The 19,865-nt window shown below is 53.1% G+C and carries 15 protein-coding genes; 12 read left to right on the top strand and 3 right to left on the bottom strand.

Going from position 1 to position 19,865, the window contains the following annotated elements; translation table 11 throughout:
* The first annotated feature begins 3 nt into the window (after positions 1–3).
* Together cheA and cheW are read left to right on the top strand one after the other, a co-directional pair.
* Entirely contained in the window at positions 4–2,040 is a 2,037-nt protein-coding gene (cheA, locus tag OGX67_RS26245; RefSeq protein ID WP_257651098.1) for a chemotaxis protein CheA, read from the top strand.
* Positions 2,041–2,060: 20 nt separating this feature from the next.
* Positions 2,061–2,564 carry a chemotaxis protein CheW gene (gene cheW, locus OGX67_RS26250; RefSeq protein ID WP_286527948.1) on the top strand — a complete coding sequence of 168 codons (504 nt, stop codon included), beginning with the start codon at positions 2,061–2,063 and terminating at the stop codon, positions 2,562–2,564.
* 81 nt (positions 2,565–2,645) lie between these two features.
* Here cheW and OGX67_RS26255 read toward each other — a convergent pair whose 3' ends face one another.
* The gene (locus OGX67_RS26255; protein ID WP_003034641.1) at positions 2,646–3,905 is read right to left on the bottom strand and encodes a dicarboxylate/amino acid:cation symporter; all 1,260 of its coding nucleotides are present in this window, start codon (positions 3,903–3,905) and stop codon (positions 2,646–2,648) included.
* Positions 3,906–4,311: 406 nt separating this feature from the next.
* Here OGX67_RS26255 and tar point away from each other — a divergent pair, with 406 nt between their 5' ends.
* From tar to bglB, 10 genes are all read left to right on the top strand, one after another.
* Positions 4,312–5,967, top strand: coding sequence for a methyl-accepting chemotaxis protein II (gene tar / locus OGX67_RS26260; RefSeq protein WP_086504025.1), 1,656 nt, complete (start codon positions 4,312–4,314; stop codon positions 5,965–5,967).
* Between the two features lie 43 nt (positions 5,968–6,010).
* Positions 6,011–7,612, top strand: a complete 1,602-nt coding sequence (gene tap, locus OGX67_RS26265; protein ID WP_171859363.1) for a methyl-accepting chemotaxis protein IV — start codon at positions 6,011–6,013, stop codon at positions 7,610–7,612.
* A 19-nt stretch (positions 7,613–7,631) separates the two neighbouring features.
* Positions 7,632–8,504 (top strand): protein-glutamate O-methyltransferase CheR, encoded by an 873-nt coding sequence (gene cheR, locus OGX67_RS26270; protein ID WP_003034649.1) that lies wholly within the window; start codon positions 7,632–7,634, stop codon positions 8,502–8,504.
* Positions 8,501–9,550, top strand: a complete 1,050-nt coding sequence (locus OGX67_RS26275) for a protein-glutamate methylesterase/protein-glutamine glutaminase (protein WP_003034651.1) — start codon at positions 8,501–8,503, stop codon at positions 9,548–9,550. Before cheR ends, OGX67_RS26275 begins: the two co-directional genes overlap by 4 nt.
* Positions 9,551–9,567: 17 nt before the next feature.
* On the top strand, positions 9,568–9,957 hold the full coding sequence (gene cheY, locus OGX67_RS26280; protein WP_003034656.1) for a chemotaxis response regulator CheY: 390 nt from the start codon (positions 9,568–9,570) through the stop codon (positions 9,955–9,957).
* A 10-nt stretch (positions 9,958–9,967) separates the two neighbouring features.
* Entirely contained in the window at positions 9,968–10,612 is a 645-nt protein-coding gene (gene cheZ / locus OGX67_RS26285; protein WP_003034659.1) for a protein phosphatase CheZ, read from the top strand.
* A 158-nt stretch (positions 10,613–10,770) separates the two neighbouring features.
* Positions 10,771–11,922, top strand: coding sequence for a flagellar biosynthesis protein FlhB (gene flhB / locus OGX67_RS26290; RefSeq protein WP_257651100.1), 1,152 nt, complete (start codon positions 10,771–10,773; stop codon positions 11,920–11,922).
* Positions 11,915–13,993, top strand: coding sequence for a flagellar biosynthesis protein FlhA (flhA, locus tag OGX67_RS26295; RefSeq protein WP_003034666.1), 2,079 nt, complete (start codon positions 11,915–11,917; stop codon positions 13,991–13,993). Before flhB ends, flhA begins: the two co-directional genes overlap by 8 nt.
* The gene (flhE, locus tag OGX67_RS26300; protein ID WP_003034667.1) at positions 13,993–14,385 is read left to right on the top strand and encodes a flagellar protein FlhE; all 393 of its coding nucleotides are present in this window, start codon (positions 13,993–13,995) and stop codon (positions 14,383–14,385) included. Before flhA ends, flhE begins: the two co-directional genes overlap by 1 nt.
* Positions 14,386–14,693: 308 nt before the next feature.
* Positions 14,694–15,833, top strand: a complete 1,140-nt coding sequence (bglB, locus tag OGX67_RS26305; protein ID WP_257646578.1) for a beta-galactosidase BglB — start codon at positions 14,694–14,696, stop codon at positions 15,831–15,833.
* On the opposite strand, the gene mrdA2 is transcribed toward bglB, so the two are convergent.
* The gene (gene mrdA2, locus OGX67_RS26310) at positions 15,805–17,742 is read right to left on the bottom strand and encodes a peptidoglycan DD-transpeptidase MrdA2 (protein ID WP_071696443.1); all 1,938 of its coding nucleotides are present in this window, start codon (positions 17,740–17,742) and stop codon (positions 15,805–15,807) included. The genes bglB and mrdA2 overlap by 29 nt on opposite strands.
* Before the next feature lie 227 nt (positions 17,743–17,969).
* Positions 17,970–19,703, bottom strand: a complete 1,734-nt coding sequence (gene argS / locus OGX67_RS26315; protein WP_071696444.1) for an arginine--tRNA ligase — start codon at positions 19,701–19,703, stop codon at positions 17,970–17,972.
* Positions 19,704–19,865 lie beyond the last annotated feature (162 nt).

The following is a 19,865-nucleotide window of genomic DNA, read 5'->3' on the forward strand; positions in this document are numbered from 1 at the left end:
AGCGTGAGCATGGATATTAGCGATTTTTATCAGACATTTTTTGATGAAGCTGACGAACTGTTGGCTGATATGGAGCAACACCTTCTTGATTTGGTTCCTGAAGCCCCGGACTCCGAACAGCTGAATGCCATTTTTCGTGCAGCGCACTCGATTAAAGGCGGGGCGGGCACCTTCGGCTTTACCATTTTGCAGGAAACGACCCATCTGATGGAAAACCTGCTGGATGAAGCGCGGCGTGGCGAGATGCAGCTCAATGCCGACATTATCAACCTGTTTTTGGAAACGAAAGATATTATGCAGGAACAGCTCGACGCCTATAAAAGCTCAGTGGAGCCTGATGCCGACAGTTTTGAGTACATTTGCCAGGCGTTACGGCAGTTAGCGCTCGAAGCGAAAGGTGAAACCGCACCGTCAGTTGTCAACTCAGCAAAACTGAGCGTTGTTGATAGCACCGCGATGCAGGAAGAGGCGGTTGCAAAGCCTGAACTCGCCAGTGAAGAGAGCAAAAAACGCATTACTCTCTCGCGTCTGAAAGCCAGCGAAGTGGATTTGCTGGAAGAGGAACTGGGGAATCTGGCGACCTTAACCGATGTGGTAAAAGGAAGCGACACGCTGTCAGCTACGCTTGATGGCAACCTCGCAGAAGATGACATCATTGCAGTACTCTGCTTTGTCATTGAAGCTGACCAAATTGAATTCGAAACCGTCAGCGCAGCGCCCGCGACTGTTGAAACTGAAGAGGTAGCCGTTGTCGCGAAGTCGCAGCCGGTTGCCGTTGCGCCAGCGGTGAAAGCCGCCGCCAGTGAAGCGCCACATGGGCGCGCGGAGCGTGAAAAACCAGCCCGCGCCAGCGAGTCGACCAGCATCCGCGTAGCGGTTGAGAAGGTCGATCAGCTTATTAACCTGGTCGGTGAGTTGGTCATCACCCAGTCGATGCTGGCCCAGCGATCTAACGAACTGGATCCCGTCAATCATGGCGATCTCATCACCAGCATGGGTCAGTTACAACGTAACGCCCGCGATTTGCAAGAGTCGGTGATGTCGATTCGTATGATGCCAATGGAGTATGTGTTCAGTCGTTTCCCTCGTTTGGTGCGCGATCTGGCCGGTAAGCTGGGTAAACAGGTCGAGCTGACGCAGGTAGGTAGCTCAACCGAACTCGATAAGAGCCTGATTGAACGCATCATCGATCCGTTGACGCACCTGGTGCGTAACAGCCTCGACCATGGTATCGAACTGCCGGAAAAACGCCTTGAATCCGGCAAAAACCCAATCGGCAATCTGACGCTTTCCGCGGAGCACCAGGGTGGGAATATTTGTATTGAAGTGACCGACGATGGCGCTGGCCTGAACCGCGAACGTATCCTAGCCAAAGCTATCTCCCAGGGCATGCCGATCCACGAAAATATGAGCGATGACGAAGTGGGTATGTTGATCTTCGCTCCAGGCTTTTCGACCGCCGAACAGGTGACGGATGTCTCTGGACGCGGCGTGGGTATGGATGTGGTGAAGCGAAATATCCAGGAGATGGGCGGCCATGTTGAGATCCAGTCCAAACAGGGACAGGGGACCACTATTCGCATTCTACTGCCGCTGACGCTGGCGATCCTCGACGGGATGTCCGTGCGTGTGGCGGATGAGGTCTTCATTCTGCCACTAAATGCCGTTATGGAATCGCTGCAACCGCGCGAAGAAGATCTCCATCCGTTGGCCGGAGGCGAACGCGTTCTGGAAGTGCGTGGCGAATATTTACCGCTGGTTGAGTTGTGGAAAGTCTTTGAGGTTGAAGGTGCTAAAACTGAAGCGACTCAGGGCATTGTGGTTATTTTACAAAGTGCAGGGCGTCGCTATGCGCTGCTGGTCGATCAGTTAATTGGCCAACACCAGGTAGTGGTCAAAAACCTGGAAAGCAACTACCGCAAAGTGCCAGGTATTTCTGCAGCAACGATCCTCGGCGACGGCAGCGTCGCGCTGATTGTCGATGTCTCTGCATTGCAGGGATTAAACCGCGAACAACGTGTGGCGATCACAGCCGCCTGATTGAGTGAGAAGGGAATAATATGACCGGTATGAGTAATGTAACTAAACTGGCCGGCGAACCGTCAGGTCAGGAATTCCTCGTGTTTACGCTGGGGGATGAAGAGTACGGTATCGATATCCTGAAAGTGCAGGAAATCCGTGGTTATGATCAGGTGACGCGCATCGCTAACACGCCTGCATTTATCAAAGTCGTCACGAACCTGCGTGGTGTGATTGTGCCTATCGTCGACCTGCGCGTGAAATTTAGCCAGAGTGATGTGGATTACAACGAAAACACCGTGGTGATTGTGCTGAACCTGGGTCAGCGGGTGGTTGGGATTGTGGTGGATGGCGTTTCGGATGTGCTGTCTCTGACAACGGATCAAATCCGTCCGGCACCGGAGTTTGCGGTCACGCTGTCGACGGAATATTTGACGGGATTGGGTGCGCTGGGTGACCGGATGCTGATCCTGGTCAACATTGAGAAGCTGCTGAACAGCGAAGAAATGGCGCTGCTGGATATTGCCGCTTCCCACGTCGCATAATCGCCATAACTCATCCGGCCTACAATGATTGCTATTGTAGGCCGGATTAGCGTAGCGTATCGTATCCGGCAGATTTCCTTCTTACGCTTCCCGCTCAACCAGCTCAGGTTCTTCTTCCAGTAAACCTTCATCCTGCGCCAGCATCGCCGTTGCAATCCCATTACCTAATACGTTGATTGCTGAACGTCCCATATCCAGGAAGTGGTCAATACCCATCAGTAGCAGAATTCCGGCAACCGGAATATTGAAGCTTGGGATGGTTGCCGCCAGTACCACCAGCGCTGAACGCGGCACACCGGCAATTCCTTTGGACGCCAGCATCAGCGTCAGCATCAGGACGGTGATTTCTGCGAAAGAGAGGTGAATATTATAGGCCTGCGCGATAAACATGGAGGCAAATGAACAATAGACCATGGAACCGACCAGGTTGAACGAATAACCGATAGGCAGCACGAATGACACGATGTTGGGTGAGCAGCCAAATTTAGTTAATTGCTCCAGCGTTTTCGGATAAGCGGCCTCAGAGCTGCTGGTGGTGAATGCGACCAGAACCGGGTCTTTCAGCATGCTCACCAGGCGAAAGACCTCTTTTTTCAGCATGACATAACCCACCGCCAACAGAACCAGGCAGGTCAGCAAAATCGCCACATAGTAGCCGCCGATAAACGATGCATAGTTAAGCAGGATCCCCAGACCCTGGGTAGAGATTACGGAAGAGATGGCGGCAAAAATTGCCAGCGGCGCGACGTACATCACGTAGCCGGTCACCTTCAGCATAATGTGGGAAACCACATCCAGCGCGGCAACCAGCGGAGCGTTAAATTTCTCTCCGAGCGATGCTCCACCAATACCGAAGAACATTGAGAACACCACGATTTGCAGGATCTCATTGTTAGCCATTGCCTCGGCTATGCTGGTTGGAATGGTATGTGTCAGAAAACCTTTCAGGCTCATGCCGCCTACGGCCAGACCGGTGTCGGTGGCTTCCAGTGGGATCGCCAGGTTTAACCCGCTCCCGGGTTGCTCAAGGGAAACCACAAACAGACCGACCAGAATAGACAATACAGAAGAGCTGATAAACCAGATCATCGCTTTGCCGCCCACGCGACCGATGGTGGATGTTTCCCCCAGGCGCATAATACCAACGGTCAGGGTGCTGAATACTAAAGGCGCAATCACCATCTTAATCAGACGTAAAAAGATGTCGGTGAGAAGCGTAATATTATCGGCCCAGGCGGTCACAACGCCGGGGGAGGCATAAGAGTGGATCACCGCACCCGACAGGATCCCCGCCAGCATGAAGATCACGATAAACAACGTGAGTTTGTTTGCATTTGCCACTAAAAAGCCCTCAGTAAGGATTTAACATTTATTGATCGGTTACTCATTTTTTATACTTATTAAGTGGTAACGAAGTATTCATCATATAAATTGGATTAAAGCGTAAACGGATACAACTTTTTTTAATTTTTTATCCATTTTGTTGTGGTATTTACGATGCGTATGTGTGATCCAAATCACACAAAAAAGTGTATTTCAGCCAATCTGGCCGTGCTCACCGATGAGTATGTATGTTATTTGCATGATAATTATGGTGTTTTTATGTGAATAATTTGTGGTTGCTGCACACCTGTTTTACCTTCCCCTCGCCAGGCTTCACATCCCTTCAGGATTTCCTTTTTGCAAACGTAAAGTTATCTCTGCCACTGCCGATAACGTTGGTAACTCGTTTTCAGGAAGGTGCCTTATGTTTAACCGTATCCGCGTTGTCACAATGCTGATGATGGTGCTGGGGGTTTTCGCACTGCTACAGCTTGTTTCCGGTGGTCTGTTGTTTTCTTCATTGCAGCAGAATCAGCAAAGTTTTGTTATTTCTAACGATCTTCGACAGCAGCAAAGTGAACTCACCTCAACATGGGATCTGATGCTGCAAACACGAATCAATTTAAGCCGTTCTTCTGCGCGCATGATGATGGATGCGTCAAACCAGCAAAGCAGTGCCAAAAACGATCTGCTGAAGAATGCGAAAGCATCGCTGGCGCAGGCTGAAACGCATTACGCAAAATTTAAAAACATCACACCGTTGCCGGAAATGGCAGAAGCCAGCGGCAACGTTGAGGAAAAATATCAGCAGTATCATGCGGCCTTGGCAGAACTGGTTCAGTTTCTGGAAAGCGGCAATATGGACGCCTACTTTGCGCAGCCTACGCAGGGAATGCAAAACGCGCTCGGCGAGGCGCTGGGCAAGTACGCCAGCGTTAGCGAAAAGCTTTACGTTCAGGCATTTGATCAAAGCGCGCGGGATTACCATTTCGCCCAATGGCAGCTTGGCGTGCTGGCCTTGGTGCTGGTGCTGATTCTGGTGGTGGTCTGGTACGGCATCCGTCATACCCTGCTTAATCCTCTGTCCCGTGTTATTGCCCATATTCGGGAAATCGCCAGCGGTAACCTGACCGCAACTCTTGCCGTTAGTGGTCGTAACGAAATCGGCGAGCTGGCCAGTACGGTTGATCATATGCAGCGCTCGCTGACGGAAACCGTCACTCTGGTGCGTGAAGGCTCTGATGCGATTTATTCCGGTACCAGCGAAATTGCCAGCGGAAACACGGACCTCTCATCTCGTACGGAACAGCAGGCGTCTGCGCTGGAAGAGACCGCAGCCAGCATGGAACAGCTGACCGCAACCGTGAAGCAAAACGCGGACAATGCGCGTCAGGCCTCGCAACTGGCGAAAAGCGCCTCGGACACCGCGCAGCATGGCGGCAAAGTGGTTGATAGCGTGGTGAACACCATGCACGAAATTGCCGATAGCTCGAAGAAAATTGCCGACATCATTAGCGTCATCGATGGCATTGCCTTTCAGACCAACATTCTCGCACTGAACGCGGCGGTTGAAGCTGCTCGCGCCGGTGAGCAAGGCCGCGGCTTTGCCGTGGTGGCGGGAGAAGTGCGTAATCTGGCAAGCCGTAGTGCGCAGGCGGCGAAAGAGATTAAAGCATTGATTGAAGATTCCGTTTCCCGGGTTGATACCGGTTCTGTACTGGTAGAAAGCGCTGGGGAAACGATGAACGACATCGTCAATGCCGTGACGCGGGTGACCGATATCATGGGTGAGATTGCCTCGGCCTCCGACGAGCAAAGCCGGGGGATTGATCAGGTTGCGCTCGCGGTCTCTGAAATGGATCGCGTTACGCAGCAGAACGCCTCTTTGGTACAGGAGTCGGCTGCCGCAGCGGCCGCTCTTGAAGAACAGGCCAGTCGCCTGACGCAGTCGGTATCGACTTTCCGTCTTGCGTCACGTCCGGCCTCGACAAAACCACGCGATACACGATTACCTGCAGCGCCGAGCGCATCCTATCCGCGCCAGAGCATTGAACAAGATACGAATTGGGAAACATTTTGACTGACAGTTAAACCGCGGCCAGTGCCGCCTGATGGGAGCGTTGATGTTTAATCGTATTCGAATTTCGACCACGCTGTTTTTGATTTTAATCCTCTGCGGTGTTTTGCAGATTGGCAGTAATGGCTTGTCCTTCTGGGCATTTCGGGACGGTTTTCAGAACCTGAATCAGGTCGAACGGAGTAATCAGCAACGCGCTGCGCTGGCCCAAACCCGCGCTGTGTTATTACAGGCCAGTACGGCCCTTAATAAGGCAGGGACGCTGACCGCCCTGAGCTATCCGCCAGAGGACATCAAAACCCTGATGACCCTTGCGCGCGACAGCCTGGCGCAGTCTGAATTGATGTTTAAACGATTTATGGCGACGTCGGATTCGACGGAACAAGGCAAGGCGCTGTTAAGCGCGACGGAGAAAAGTTTCAACCAGTGGCACAGCGATCTCGCGCATCAGGCCACCTGGCTTGAAAACAATCAGTTGTCAGATTTTCTGACCGCGCCGGTGCAGGCGGCTCAAGATGCTTTTGATGCGAATGTGAATGCGTGGCAGAGCAACATCGACCGCGTGTTGCAAACGGCAGGAGAGCAGAGTCAGCGCAATTACCATATGTCGGGGGTGATTTTCGCCACCATGGTGGTCCTGGCGGCACTGCTCACCAGCGGTGCGCTGTTCTGGTCACGCAAGATGATTGTTCAGCCGCTGGCGATTATTGGCAGCCATTTCGACAGTATTGCCGCGGGGAATCTGGCACGGCCAGTAGCGGTTTATGGGCGCAATGAGATCTCGGCCATTTTTGCCAGCCTGCAGAAGATGCAAAAGGCGTTACGCGAAACGGTAAGTGACGTTCGTCAGGGCAGCTCAGCCATGCATAGCGGTATTTCAGAAATCGCGATGGGCAATAACGATTTATCTTCGCGAACCGAACAGCAGGCGGCCGCGCTGGCACAAACGGCGGCCAGCATGGAACAACTTACCGCTACCGTCGGCCAGAACGCTGATAACGCGCGCCAGGCGTCAGGAATCGCCAAAAGTGCGGCAGACACAGCGCATAAAGGTGGCGAGCAGACGTCCCGGGTTGCCAGCACCATGCATGAGATTTCTGCCAGCTCGCAGAAAATCGGCGACATCATCGGCGTGATTGACAGCATTGCCTTCCAGACCAATATCCTGGCGTTGAATGCCGCGGTCGAGGCCGCCAGGGCAGGGGAGCAAGGGCGTGGTTTTGCCGTCGTCGCTGGTGAAGTGCGTAATCTGGCAAGCCGTAGCGCGCAGGCGGCGAAAGAAATTAAGGGGCTCATTGAGGAGTCAGTCACCCGGGTGCATCAGGGCTCGCAACTGGTGGATATGGCGTCGCGCACGATGACAGAAATTGTCAGTTCGGTGACCCGGGTTAACGACATCATGGGCGAGATTGCCTCGGCATCCGATGAACAGCGCAGAGGCATTGAGCAGGTGGCGCAGGCCGTCAGCCAGATGGACTCAGTGACGCAGCAAAACGCCGGGCTGGTGGAAGAAGCCGCATCCGCCACCGGACAACTCGCCACACAGGCCGATAATCTTTCCGCCTGTGTCGCATTTTTCAAGCTTGAAGAGCAAACCGTAGCAAAACAAGAGTTGGCGCAGCCGCAGGTTGTGCCCGTTGTATCCTGAATGTGATTGAGAAGGCGCTATGACATCATCTCTGCCCACCGGGCAAACGTCATTATTGTTACAGATGACACAGCGCCTCGCGCTGTCTGACGCGCATTTTCGTCGGATATGTCAATTAATCTACCAGCGTGCGGGGATCGTACTGGCCGACCACAAGCGGGATATGGTTTATAACCGCCTGGTCCGCCGTTTGCGTACCCTGGGGCTGGATGACTTTGGTCGCTATCTCAGCATGCTGGAAGCTAACCAGAACAGTGCTGAGTGGCAGGCTTTTATTAACTCCCTGACTACCAACCTGACCGCATTTTTTCGCGAAGGGCATCATTTTCCGGTGCTGTCAGATCATGCTCGTCGGCGCAGCGGTGAATACCGCGTCTGGAGCGCGGCGGCATCAACCGGAGAAGAACCCTACAGCATTGCGATTACGCTTGCCGATACCTTAGGTATGGCACCGGGCCGCTGGCGTGTTTTTGCCAGCGACATTGATACCGAAGTGCTGGAAAAGGCCAGAAACGGCATTTACCGCCTCGATGAGCTAAAGACGCTGTCACCCCAGCAGTTGCAGCGTTATTTCATGCGCGGCACCGGGCCGCATGAAGGGTTGGTACGCGTTCGGCAGGAACTGGCAGGTCATGTTGAATTTTCCAGCGTCAATTTACTGGATAAGCAGTACAACGTGCCAGGCCCTTTTGATGCCATATTTTGCCGTAACGTGATGATCTATTTCGATAAAACGACGCAGCAGGACATTTTGCACCGTTTTGTTCCACTTCTTAAACCTGACGGACTGCTGTTTGCAGGTCATTCAGAAAACTTTAGCAACCTTGTGCGCGAGTTTAGCCTGCGTGGACAGACCGTGTATGCGCATGCGCCAGGTAAGGATAAAGCATGAGTAAAATCAGGGTGTTGTCGGTAGATGATTCTGCATTGATGCGTCAAATCATGACCGAAATTATTAACAGCCACAGTGATATGGAAATGGTGGCGACGGCGCCGGATCCGTTGGTCGCCCGGGATTTAATCAAAAAATACAATCCCGACGTCCTGACGCTGGACGTGGAAATGCCGCGCATGGACGGCCTCGATTTCCTTGAGAAGTTGATGCGCCTGCGTCCGATGCCGGTGGTTATGGTTTCTTCACTGACCGGTAAAGGTTCTGAGGTCACGCTGCGGGCCCTGGAACTGGGGGCGATTGACTTTGTCACCAAGCCTCAGTTGGGGATCCGCGAAGGCATGCTGGCGTATAGCGAGATGATTGCGGAGAAAATCCGCACCGCATCGCGGGCAAAACTGGCCGCCCACAAACCCTTGGCGGCACCGACGACCTTGAAAACGGGGCCATTACTCAGTTCAGAAAAACTGCTGGTCATCGGCGCCTCAACCGGAGGAACAGAGGCAATTCGCCATGTACTCCAGCCATTGCCGCTTTCAAGTCCCGGTATTCTTATTACCCAGCATATGCCGCCAGGATTTACCCGTTCGTTCGCCGAACGTCTGAACAAACTGTGTCAGATTACCGTAAAAGAGGCAGAGGACGGAGAGCGCGTTCTCCCTGGGCATGCGTATATCGCGCCTGGCGACAAGCATATGGAGCTGGCGCGCAGCGGCGCGAACTATCAAATCAAAATTCATGACGGTCCGCCGGTTAACCGGCACCGGCCCTCAGTGGATGTGCTGTTTCATTCGGTGGCGAAACATGCGGGGCGTAATGCCGTTGGGGTGATCCTGACCGGTATGGGCAACGATGGCGCAGCCGGAATGTTAGCGATGAACCAGGCGGGTGCCTGGACCATTGCGCAAAACGAAGCAAGTTGTGTGGTGTTCGGCATGCCGCGCGAGGCCATCAATATGGGTGGCGTAAGCGAAGTGGTCGATCTTAGCCAGGTGAGCCAGCAAATGCTGGTGAAAATTAGTGCCGGACAGGCAATACGTATTTGAATCAGGAGTTTATTTTTATGGCGGATAAAGAGCTTAAGTTTTTGGTTGTGGATGACTTTTCCACCATGCGTCGCATCGTGCGTAACCTGCTTAAAGAGCTGGGATTCAACAATGTTGAAGAGGCTGAAGATGGCGTGGATGCGCTGAACAAGCTGCAGGCAGGGGGATTCGGTTTTGTTATTTCTGACTGGAACATGCCGAACATGGATGGACTGGAACTGCTGAAAACCATCCGTGCAGATGGTGGGATGGCTTCTCTGCCGGTGCTGATGGTCACGGCGGAAGCGAAAAAAGAGAACATCATTGCGGCGGCACAGGCAGGTGCCAGTGGCTATGTCGTGAAACCGTTTACGGCGGCGACGCTGGAAGAAAAACTGAATAAAATCTTTGAGAAACTGGGCATGTGAGGGTGTGATGATGATGCAACCACAAATTAAACCTGCTGACGAACACTCTGCAGGGGACATCATCGCGCGCATCGGCAGTTTGACCCGAATGCTGCGCGACAGCCTGCGTGAACTGGGGCTGGATCAGGCCATTGCCGAAGCGGCAGAAGCAATTCCCGATGCCCGCGATCGTCTCGATTACGTTGTACAGATGACCGCTCAGGCGGCAGAGCGCGCGCTGAACAGCGTCGAAGCTTCGCAGCCGCACCAGGACGCGATGGAAAAAGGGGCCAAAGACCTGACCAAACGCTGGGATGAATGGTTCGAAAATCCGATCGAACTGTCAGACGCTCGTGAACTGGTCACCGATACCCGTCAGTTCCTTGGTGATGTGCCCGGACATACCAGCTTTACCAATGCCCAGTTGCTGGACATCATGATGGCGCAGGATTTCCAGGATCTCACCGGACAGGTCATCAAGCGCATGATGGATGTTATCCAGGAAATTGAACGCCAGCTGCTGATGGTTCTGTTGGAAAACATTCCGGAACAGGGCGCTCGTCCTAAACGTGAAAACGAAAGCTTGCTGAACGGCCCGCAGGTTGACGCCTCGAAAGCTGGCGTAGTGGCAAGCCAGGATCAGGTTGACGACCTGCTGGATAGCCTCGGGTTCTGATGAGTATTTGCCGGATGTGAGGCGTGGGCCTCTCATCCGGCTTACGCGCGATTCTGCTTAAAGCCATAAATCCCGTCTTTTTTACCGCTTACTCTTCCCATTGCTGGATAGCTGTTCTGGCATCATTCTCGCCTATATCTCTATCCAGGGTCTGATGCGTGGCAGAAGAAAGCGACGACGACAAAACAGAAGCCCCCACACCCCACCGACTTGAAAAAGCGCGGGAAGAAGGGCAGATCCCCCGATCCAAAGAGCTAACCTCACTACTTATTTTGCTGGTGGGCGTGTGCATTATCTGGATTGGCGGGGAGTCGCTTGCCCGCAGACTGGCCGGTATGCTGTCGGCCGGATTACGTTTTGACCACAGTATGGTCAACGATCCAAACCTGATCCTCAGCCAAATCATCCTGCTGATTAAAGACGCGATGATTGCGCTGTTGCCGTTGATTACCGGCGTCGTTCTGGTGGCATTAATCTCCCCGGTGATGCTTGGCGGCTTGATTTTCAGCGGTAAATCCCTGCAACCCAAATTCTCTAAGCTGAATCCGTTGCCGGGCATTAAGCGCATGTTTTCCGCGCAAACCGGCGCAGAACTGCTCAAAGCGATACTGAAGTCGACGTTAGTGGGCAGCGTGGCCGGGTTTTATCTCTGGCACAAGTGGCCAGAAATGATGCGGCTGATGGCGGAATCTCCGATTGCGGCAATGGGTAACGCCCTGGATTTGGTCGGCATGTGCGCGTTGTTAGTGGTGCTTGGCGTCATTCCGATGGTGGGATTCGACGTTTTTTTCCAGATTTACAGCCATCTGAAAAAGCTGCGCATGTCGCGCCAGGATATCCGTGACGAATTTAAGCAAAGCGAAGGTGACCCGCACGTTAAGGGCAAAATTCGTCAAATGCAGCGCGCGGCCGCTCAGCGTCGCATGATGGCGGATGTACCAAAAGCAGACGTTATTGTCACTAACCCTACGCACTACTCAGTAGCGTTGAAGTATGACGAGAACAAAATGAGTGCGCCGAAAGTTGTCGCTAAGGGGGCCGGGCTGGTTGCGCTGCGCATTCGTGAAATTGGCGCAGAGCACCGTGTCCCTACGTTAGAAGCGCCACCACTGGCGCGTGCGCTCTATCGCCATGCTGAAATTGGTCAGCAAATACCGGGTCAATTATATGCCGCCGTTGCCGAAGTGCTGGCATGGGTATGGCAGCTAAAACGCTGGCGTCTGGCTGGCGGCAAACGTCCACCACAACCTGAAAACCTTCCGGTGCCTGAAGCACTGGATTTCATGAACGAGAAGAATACTGATGGCTAATCTGGTCGCGATGCTGCGTTTGCCCAGCAACCTGAAATCCACGCAATGGCAAATCCTTGCCGGACCGATCCTCATCCTGCTGATCCTGTCGATGATGGTGCTGCCGCTGCCGGCTTTCGTCCTCGATTTGCTGTTCACATTTAACATTGCGCTGTCGATCATGGTACTGCTGGTGGCGATGTTCACCCAGCGTACGCTGGAATTTGCCGCATTCCCGACGATTTTGCTGTTTACCACATTATTACGCCTGGCGCTGAACGTTGCGTCGACCCGTATCATTTTGATGGAAGGACACACCGGCGCGGCGGCGGCGGGGAAGGTGGTTGAAGCTTTTGGTCACTTCCTGGTAGGCGGTAACTTTGCGATCGGCATCGTGGTCTTCGTGATTCTCGTCATCATTAACTTTATGGTAATCACCAAAGGTGCAGGGCGTATCGCCGAGGTTGGCGCGCGCTTCGTGCTGGATGGTATGCCCGGCAAGCAGATGGCGATTGATGCGGATTTGAATGCCGGTCTGATTGGCGAAGATGAAGCTAAAAAACGACGCTCGGAAGTGACCCAGGAAGCGGATTTTTACGGCTCAATGGACGGTGCGAGTAAATTCGTCCGTGGAGACGCCATTGCCGGTATTTTGATCATGGTGATCAACGTAGTCGGCGGTCTGTTAGTTGGGGTGTTGCAGCATGGTATGAGCATGGGCAGCGCTGCGGAAAGTTATACCCTGCTGACCATCGGTGACGGGCTGGTGGCACAAATTCCTGCTCTGGTTATCTCTACCGCTGCGGGCGTGATCGTGACCCGCGTTAGTACCGACCAGGACGTAGGCGAACAGATGGTGACCCAACTGTTCAGCAATCCTAGTGTCATGTTGCTCAGTGCGGCGGTACTTGGACTTTTGGGCCTGGTTCCGGGCATGCCGAACCTGGTGTTTCTGATGTTTACTGCCGCATTGCTGGGCCTGGCCTGGTGGATGCGCGGTCGTGAGCAAAAAGCGCCAGATGAACCGCAGCCGGTGAAAATGCCGGAAAACAACTCCGTGGTGGAAGCCACGTGGAACGACGTGCAGTTGGAAGATTCGCTGGGAATGGAGGTAGGTTATCGCCTGATCCCAATGGTGGACTTTCAGCAGGATGGCGAGTTACTGGGGCGAATTCGCAGTATTCGTAAGAAATTTGCTCAGGATATGGGCTTCCTGCCGCCGGTGGTACACATCCGTGACAATATGGATCTGCAGCCGGCCCGCTATCGAATTTTGATGAAAGGGGTAGAAATTGGCAGCGGTGACGCCTATCCGGGACGCTGGCTGGCCATTAACCCGGGTACTGCTGCCGGGTCGCTGCCGGGCGAGAAAACGGTCGATCCGGCTTTCGGACTGGACGCTATCTGGATTGAAAGCGCATTGAAGGAACAGGCGCAGATTCAGGGCTTTACGGTGGTTGAAGCCAGTACTGTTGTTGCTACGCATCTAAATCACCTGATTGGCCAGTTCGCCGCTGAGCTGTTTGGCCGTCAGGAAGCGCAGCAGTTACTGGATCGAGTGTCGCAGGAAATGCCAAAGCTGACGGAAGATCTGGTGCCGGGCGTTGTGACGCTCACCACGCTGCATAAAGTGCTGCAGAACTTACTGGACGAGAAAGTACCGATTCGTGATATGCGCACTATTCTTGAAACGCTGGCGGAACATGCGCCGCTGCAAAACGATCCGCATGAGCTTACCGCGGTCGTCCGTGTTGCGTTGGGACGCGCCATCACTCAGCAGTGGTTCCCGGGTAATGAAGAGGTTCAGGTTATCGGTCTTGATACTCCGCTCGAGCGTTTGCTGCTGCAAGCGCTGCAGGGGGGGGGTGGCCTGGAGCCTGGGCTTGCAGACCGCCTGCTGGCCCAAACACAGGAAGCGCTGTCCCGGCAGGAAATGTTGGGCGCGCCGCCGGTCTTGCTGGTTAATCACGCGTTGCGTCCGCTGCTGGCGCGGTTTTTACGTCGCAGCATCCCGCAGTTGGTTGTGTTATCGAACATGGAGCTTTCCGATAACCGCCATATCCGCATGACGGCGACCATTGGAGGTAAATAATGCGCAAGTTACTGTGGTTGTTGTTTTTTCCTCTGGTGGCGCAGGCCGCCGGAGAAGGGGCCTGGCAGGCAAGCGGTATGGGGATCACCTTAAATCACCGTGGCCAGTCAGCCTCGTCTGCGCCTTTGGTTCCTGGCCAGCCGGTCTCTGGCTTAATGACGCTGGTAGCCTGGCGCTATGAGCTGAATGGCCCCACGCCCGCAGGTCTGCGGGTGCGTTTATGTTCTCAGTCCCGTTGTGTCGAGCTGGACGGGCAAAGTGGGACCACCAACGGGTTCAATAATGTTCCGGCCATTGAACCGATGCATTTTGTCTGGGAAGTCCCCGGCGGTGGTCGCCTGATCCCCGCGTTACGCATTCAGAGCAATCAGGTGATTGTGAACTACCGTTAACACCCTCCGTCATTCAAACCAGCAGTTGAAACTGCTGGTTGTTTCAACATTCCAGCCTCTCATTCAATTAAATAGAAACGCAGTTTTATAAAATAGGTGACGTACGTTGCCGGACTCTTTGTATTGTTGCCATTTCACGAATCCTTCTGGCAGAAATAGAAAGGTTTCGCTTCCTGTTTGCTTTTACTGTGCCTCTATAAGGATGCCCATTGTCAAAGCGAGGATTGCGGGGCCTCCCAAATACAGCTGCTGCGCCGCAACAGGGGCAGGTCACAGCATTGAATCCGACATTGACAGAGGTTAAGTAAATGATTGTTTACCCGGTTAAACATAGCCCGTTGTTGCGCCAGCCAGAACATTTTATTGCCAGGGATGAATTAAAAACGCTGATCAAAAAGGTGACGCATAACCTGGTCAATATTCATGACGAAACTGGTGAGTTCTTGCTGCGTCTGGACGATGGACGCGTAATTGATACCAAAGGCTGGGCGGGATGGGAGTGGACGCACGGCGTCGGCTTGTACGGGATGTATCAGTACTATCAGCAAACCGGCGATGAAACGATACGCGATATCATCGATAGCTGGTTTGCCGATCGCTTTGCTGAAGGTGCAACCACCAAAAACGTTAACACCATGGCGCCATTTTTAACGTTGGCGTATCGCTATGAAGAGACGCGTAATCCAGCGTATCTACCGTGGCTCGACAGCTGGGCTGAGTGGGCAATGCATGAGATGCCGCGTACCGAGTTCGGCGGTATGCAACACATTACGCTGGCGGAAGAAAACCACCAGCAGATGTGGGATGACACGCTGATGATGACGGTTTTACCGCTGGCGAAGATTGGCAAGTTACTCAATCGCCCTGACTACATCGAAGAGGCAACGTATCAGTTCCTGCTGCACGTGCAAAACCTGATGGATAAAGACACGGGGCTGTGGTTCCACGGCTGGAGCTATGAAGGAAATCATAACTTTGCCAATGCCCGCTGGGCGCGTGGCAACAGTTGGTTAACTATCGTGATCCCGGACTTTCTCGAATTACTTGATTTACCAGAAAACAATGCCGTTCACCGCTATCTGGTACAGGTCCTGAACGCACAAATCGCGGCGCTGGCGAAATGCCAGGATGAAAGTGGGTTGTGGCATACCTTGCTGGACGACTCGCAGTCGTATCTGGAAGCATCGGCAACTGCCGGATTTGCTTATGGGATCCTCAAAGCTGTACGTAAACGCTATGTTGGGCAAGAGTATACGCTGGTGGCCGAAAAAGCCATTCGTGGCATTGTGCAGCATATTTCACCGGAAGGTGAACTGCTGCACACCTCGTTTGGCACCGGGATGGGACACAATCTCGATTTCTACCGCAACATCCCTCGGACTTCTATGCCTTACGGACAAGCGATGGCGATGCTGTGTCTTACCGAATACTTGCGTAAGTATTTTTGATATCGGTATTCGATGGCGCTACCGCTATCGGACCTGATGGTTGAGTCGTCACTGTTTGTACCGTGTTGTCCTGCGGGGCAAAGAGATGATCCATGATTTGACGCATAACCGGCGCGGCGGTGACACCATCGCTGCCGCCGTTTTCCAGAATTAACGCCACCGCGACCTTCGGGTTCTTATAGGGCGCAAATGCGGTATAGAACACGTGGTCGCGCAAGCGGACAGGGATCATCTTCGCATTGTAGGTCTGATTTTCTTTCAGGCTAAAGACCTGCGAGGTGCCGCTTTTCGCCGCAATGCCGTAAGGTGCGGTGTGAAAGAACTTATAACCTGTACCATTTGGTTCATTCGCCATGCCGAACATCGCCTGACGCACCAGTTCCCAGTAGGGTGACGAGGCTGAGGCGATTTGTGACGGTGCTTCTGGAGCCTGATACGGCGTGAGGGTTTTGCCATTTTCTTCATCGAGTAGCAGGTGAGGGACGATAACCTTGCCGTTGTTAATCAGTGCGACCATGGCTTTGACCATCTGGATAGGAGTGGCAATCCAGTAGCCCTGGCCGATGCCAACTGAGATAGTATCCCCCTGATACCAGGCTTTTTTATGCACTTTTTGCTTCCATTCACGGCTCGGGAGCAGGCCGTTATACTCCTCATCAAGATCGATGCCGGTCGGTTTACCGTAACCAAACTGGCTGAGCATGCTGTTAATCCGGTCGATCCCCATCATATACGCCACCTGATAGAAGAATGTATCGGCAGACTCTTCTATCGCTTTGGTGACATCCAGCATACCGTGGCCCGTTTTTTTCCAGTCACGGTAATGTCGCTCGGTGCCGGGTAGCGTCCAGGTAGGAGCACCGAAGAAACTGGTCTGCGGCGTGATCACACCGTTTAGTAATGCTGACATCGCCATATACGGTTTGACCGTTGAAGCGGGGGGGTACAATCCCTGTGTGACGCGGTTGATTAATGGCAGGTCTTTATCCTGGAGTAGCTTGTTATAGTCCTGATAGCTAATGCCTTTGACAAACGGATTAGGGTCATAGCTGGGGTTTGAGACCATCGCCAGTACAGAACCGTCGTGTGGATCTTCAACTAAAACGGCGGCACGCTGGCCAGCCAACAAGCTCTCAATATATTGCTGTAAATGTAAATCCAGCGTCAAATGGATATTTTTTCCGGCAACGGGCGGCACATCTTTGAGCAGGCGTACGATGCGTCCGTGGTTATCTACTTCCACCTCCTGATAACCGGTCTTTCCATGCAGTTCATTTTCGTAATAGCGCTCAATACCTTGCTTACCGATATTGTGATCGGCGGCGTAGTTCTCAGCCTGACCCTTTTGATCCAGAGCTTTCAGGTCGTTGTCATTGATTTTTGAAACATAGCCAAGGACATGTGCCAGCGCCGCGCCATAGGGATACTGGCGGTCTTCGTAGCTATTGATGTTTACGCCGCTAAAATGAAACTGGTTTACCGAGAAACGGGCGATTTCCACATCGGTAAGCGCATTTTTTAGCACGACCGGACGATAGCGGCTGCTGGCTTTTAGCTCATGGCGAAACTGATCAATATCATCAGGAGTGAGGTCAACGATGGGCGTGAGCTGCTGGATTAACGCATTCATATCGCTGATTTTATAAGGCGTAACGGAAATATCGTACCAGGTGACGTTGCGCACCAGCGGGATGCCGTTGCGATCGTAAATCATGCCACGCGTGGGGGCGACGGGTAGCATTTTGATGTCGTTTGCATTCGACCGGGTGGTGTAATACTGGTGCTGACAGATTTGTAAGTTATACAGATTGTAAATCAGGATGCCAAAACAGATGACCACCAGGCCAAAGGCCACCAATACACGCCGCTGAAAGAGTTTTTCTTCCGCCTCAAAATCTCTGAATGTCATTGACCCGTACCCGATTAATTCGCCGCCTAATGATACGGAGGCTTAAACGGGATGACAGGCAAAAAATGTTCCATATCTCTAGGGAAATGTGTCATTCCTTGTGGGCTGTTACAAATTACAGTGAACGTAGCCGCTTCTCGTAGGCCTGATTGCGCTGCCATGAGAACGGGTCAGGGAAAATAAAAAAGCCCGCGACATAGCGCGGGCTTTCACATTACTTGAGGTAATTACATACGTTCTACGGTTTCGATACCCAGTGTATCCAGACCCAGCTTCAGGGTTTTCGCCGTCAGTTGTGCCAGTTTCAGTCGGCTGTTACGAACCTCTTCGTTTTCAGCGCTGAGGATAGGGCAGTGCTCGTAGAAGCCAGAGAACAGACCGGCAACGTCGTATAGGTAAGCACACATCACGTGCGGTGTACCTTCACGTGCAACAACGGTCAGCGTTTCTTCAAACTGCAGCAAACGCGCAGCCAGCTGAGCCTCGCGATCTTCGTTGATAATCACCTGCGCATTTGCCAGCGCGCTTTCGTCGATATCCGCTTTACGGAATACGGACAGTACGCGGGTGTAAGCATACTGCATGTACGGCGCGGTATTGCCTTCGAACGCCAGCATGTTGTCCCAGTCGAAGATGTAGTCGGTGGTACGGTTTTTGGACAGATCCGCGTATTTCACCGCGCCGATACCGACCGCATTTGCCAGCTTTTCCAGCTCATCGGCAGGCATGTCTGGGTTCTTCTCCGCGACCAGGCGACGTGCGCGCTCCAGCGCTTCATCCAGCAGATCGGCCAGTTTAACCGTGCCGCCAGCGCGGGTTTTGAACGGTTTACCGTCTTTGCCCAGCATCATACCGAACATGTGGTGTTCCAGCGGCACCGAATCCGGCACATAACCAGCTTTACGTACGATGGTCCAGGCCTGCATTAAGTGCTGATGCTGACGAGAGTCGATGTAATACAGTACGCGATCGGCATGCAGGGTTTCGTAACGATACTTGGCACAGGCGATGTCGGTTGTGGTGTAGAGATAGCCGCCATCTTTCTTCTGAATGATAACGCCCATCGGTTCGCCTTCCTTGTTTTTATACTCATCAAGGAATACGACGGTAGCGCCTTCGCTTTCAACAGCCAGGCCTTTGGCTTTGAGATCGGCCACGATGCCAGGCAGCATCGGGTTGTAAAGGCTCTCGCCCATGACGTCGTCACGGGTCAGGGTAACGTTGAGGCGATCGTAGGTTAACTGGTTCTGCGACATGGTAATGTCGACCAGTTTACGCCACATCTCGCGGAAGTATTCGTCGCCGCCTTGCAGCTTCACGACATAACTACGGGCGCGTTCCGCGAAGGCTTCATCTTCGTCGTAATGTTTTTTCGCGTCACGGTAGAAACCTTCCAGGTCAGCCAGCGCCATCTCTCCGGCATTTTCCTGCTGCTGTTTTTCCAGCCATGCGATGAGCATACCGAACTGAGTACCCCAGTCGCCGACGTGGTTGGCGCGGATAACCTTGTGACCAAGGAATTCCAGCGTACGCACCGCCGCGTCACCGATGATGGTGGAACGCAGGTGACCAACGTGCATCTCTTTCGCTACGTTAGGCGCGGAGTAGTCAACCACAACGGTTTGTTTAGCCGGTTGGGTGACGCCCAGACGATCGGAAGCCAGCGCCTGCTGAACGTGCTGCGCCAGAAATGCCGGGTCGAGAAAAATGTTGATAAAGCCCGGGCCTGCAATTTCAACTTTGCTGGCAATCCCGTTGAGATCCAGATGAGTCAGCACCTGCTCAGCCAGTTGTCGCGGCGCCATACCCAGTTTTTTAGCGACAGCCATCATGCCGTTAGCTTGATAGTCGCCGAACTGTACTTTTGCTGACTGACGAACCTGTGGTTCGCAATCTGCAGGCGCGCCTGCAGCAATCATGGCCTGACTGACTTTTTCTGAGAGAAGAGCCTGAATATTCACCGGAATACCTTACATTTATGAAGCGGTCTAAAATTCACCGCACCAGTTTAAGAATTAAGGGCGGGATTATACTGCAAATGCCCGTTGCCGTCAGCATTGTGTGTACCGCCAGTAGCCTGAAATATAAACCATGCAATGGCGTAAATTTATCCATGATGTGTT

It is taken from the genome of Citrobacter sp. Cf118, assembly GCF_030334095.1.
GTDB lineage: Bacteria > Pseudomonadota > Gammaproteobacteria > Enterobacterales > Enterobacteriaceae > Citrobacter > Citrobacter freundii.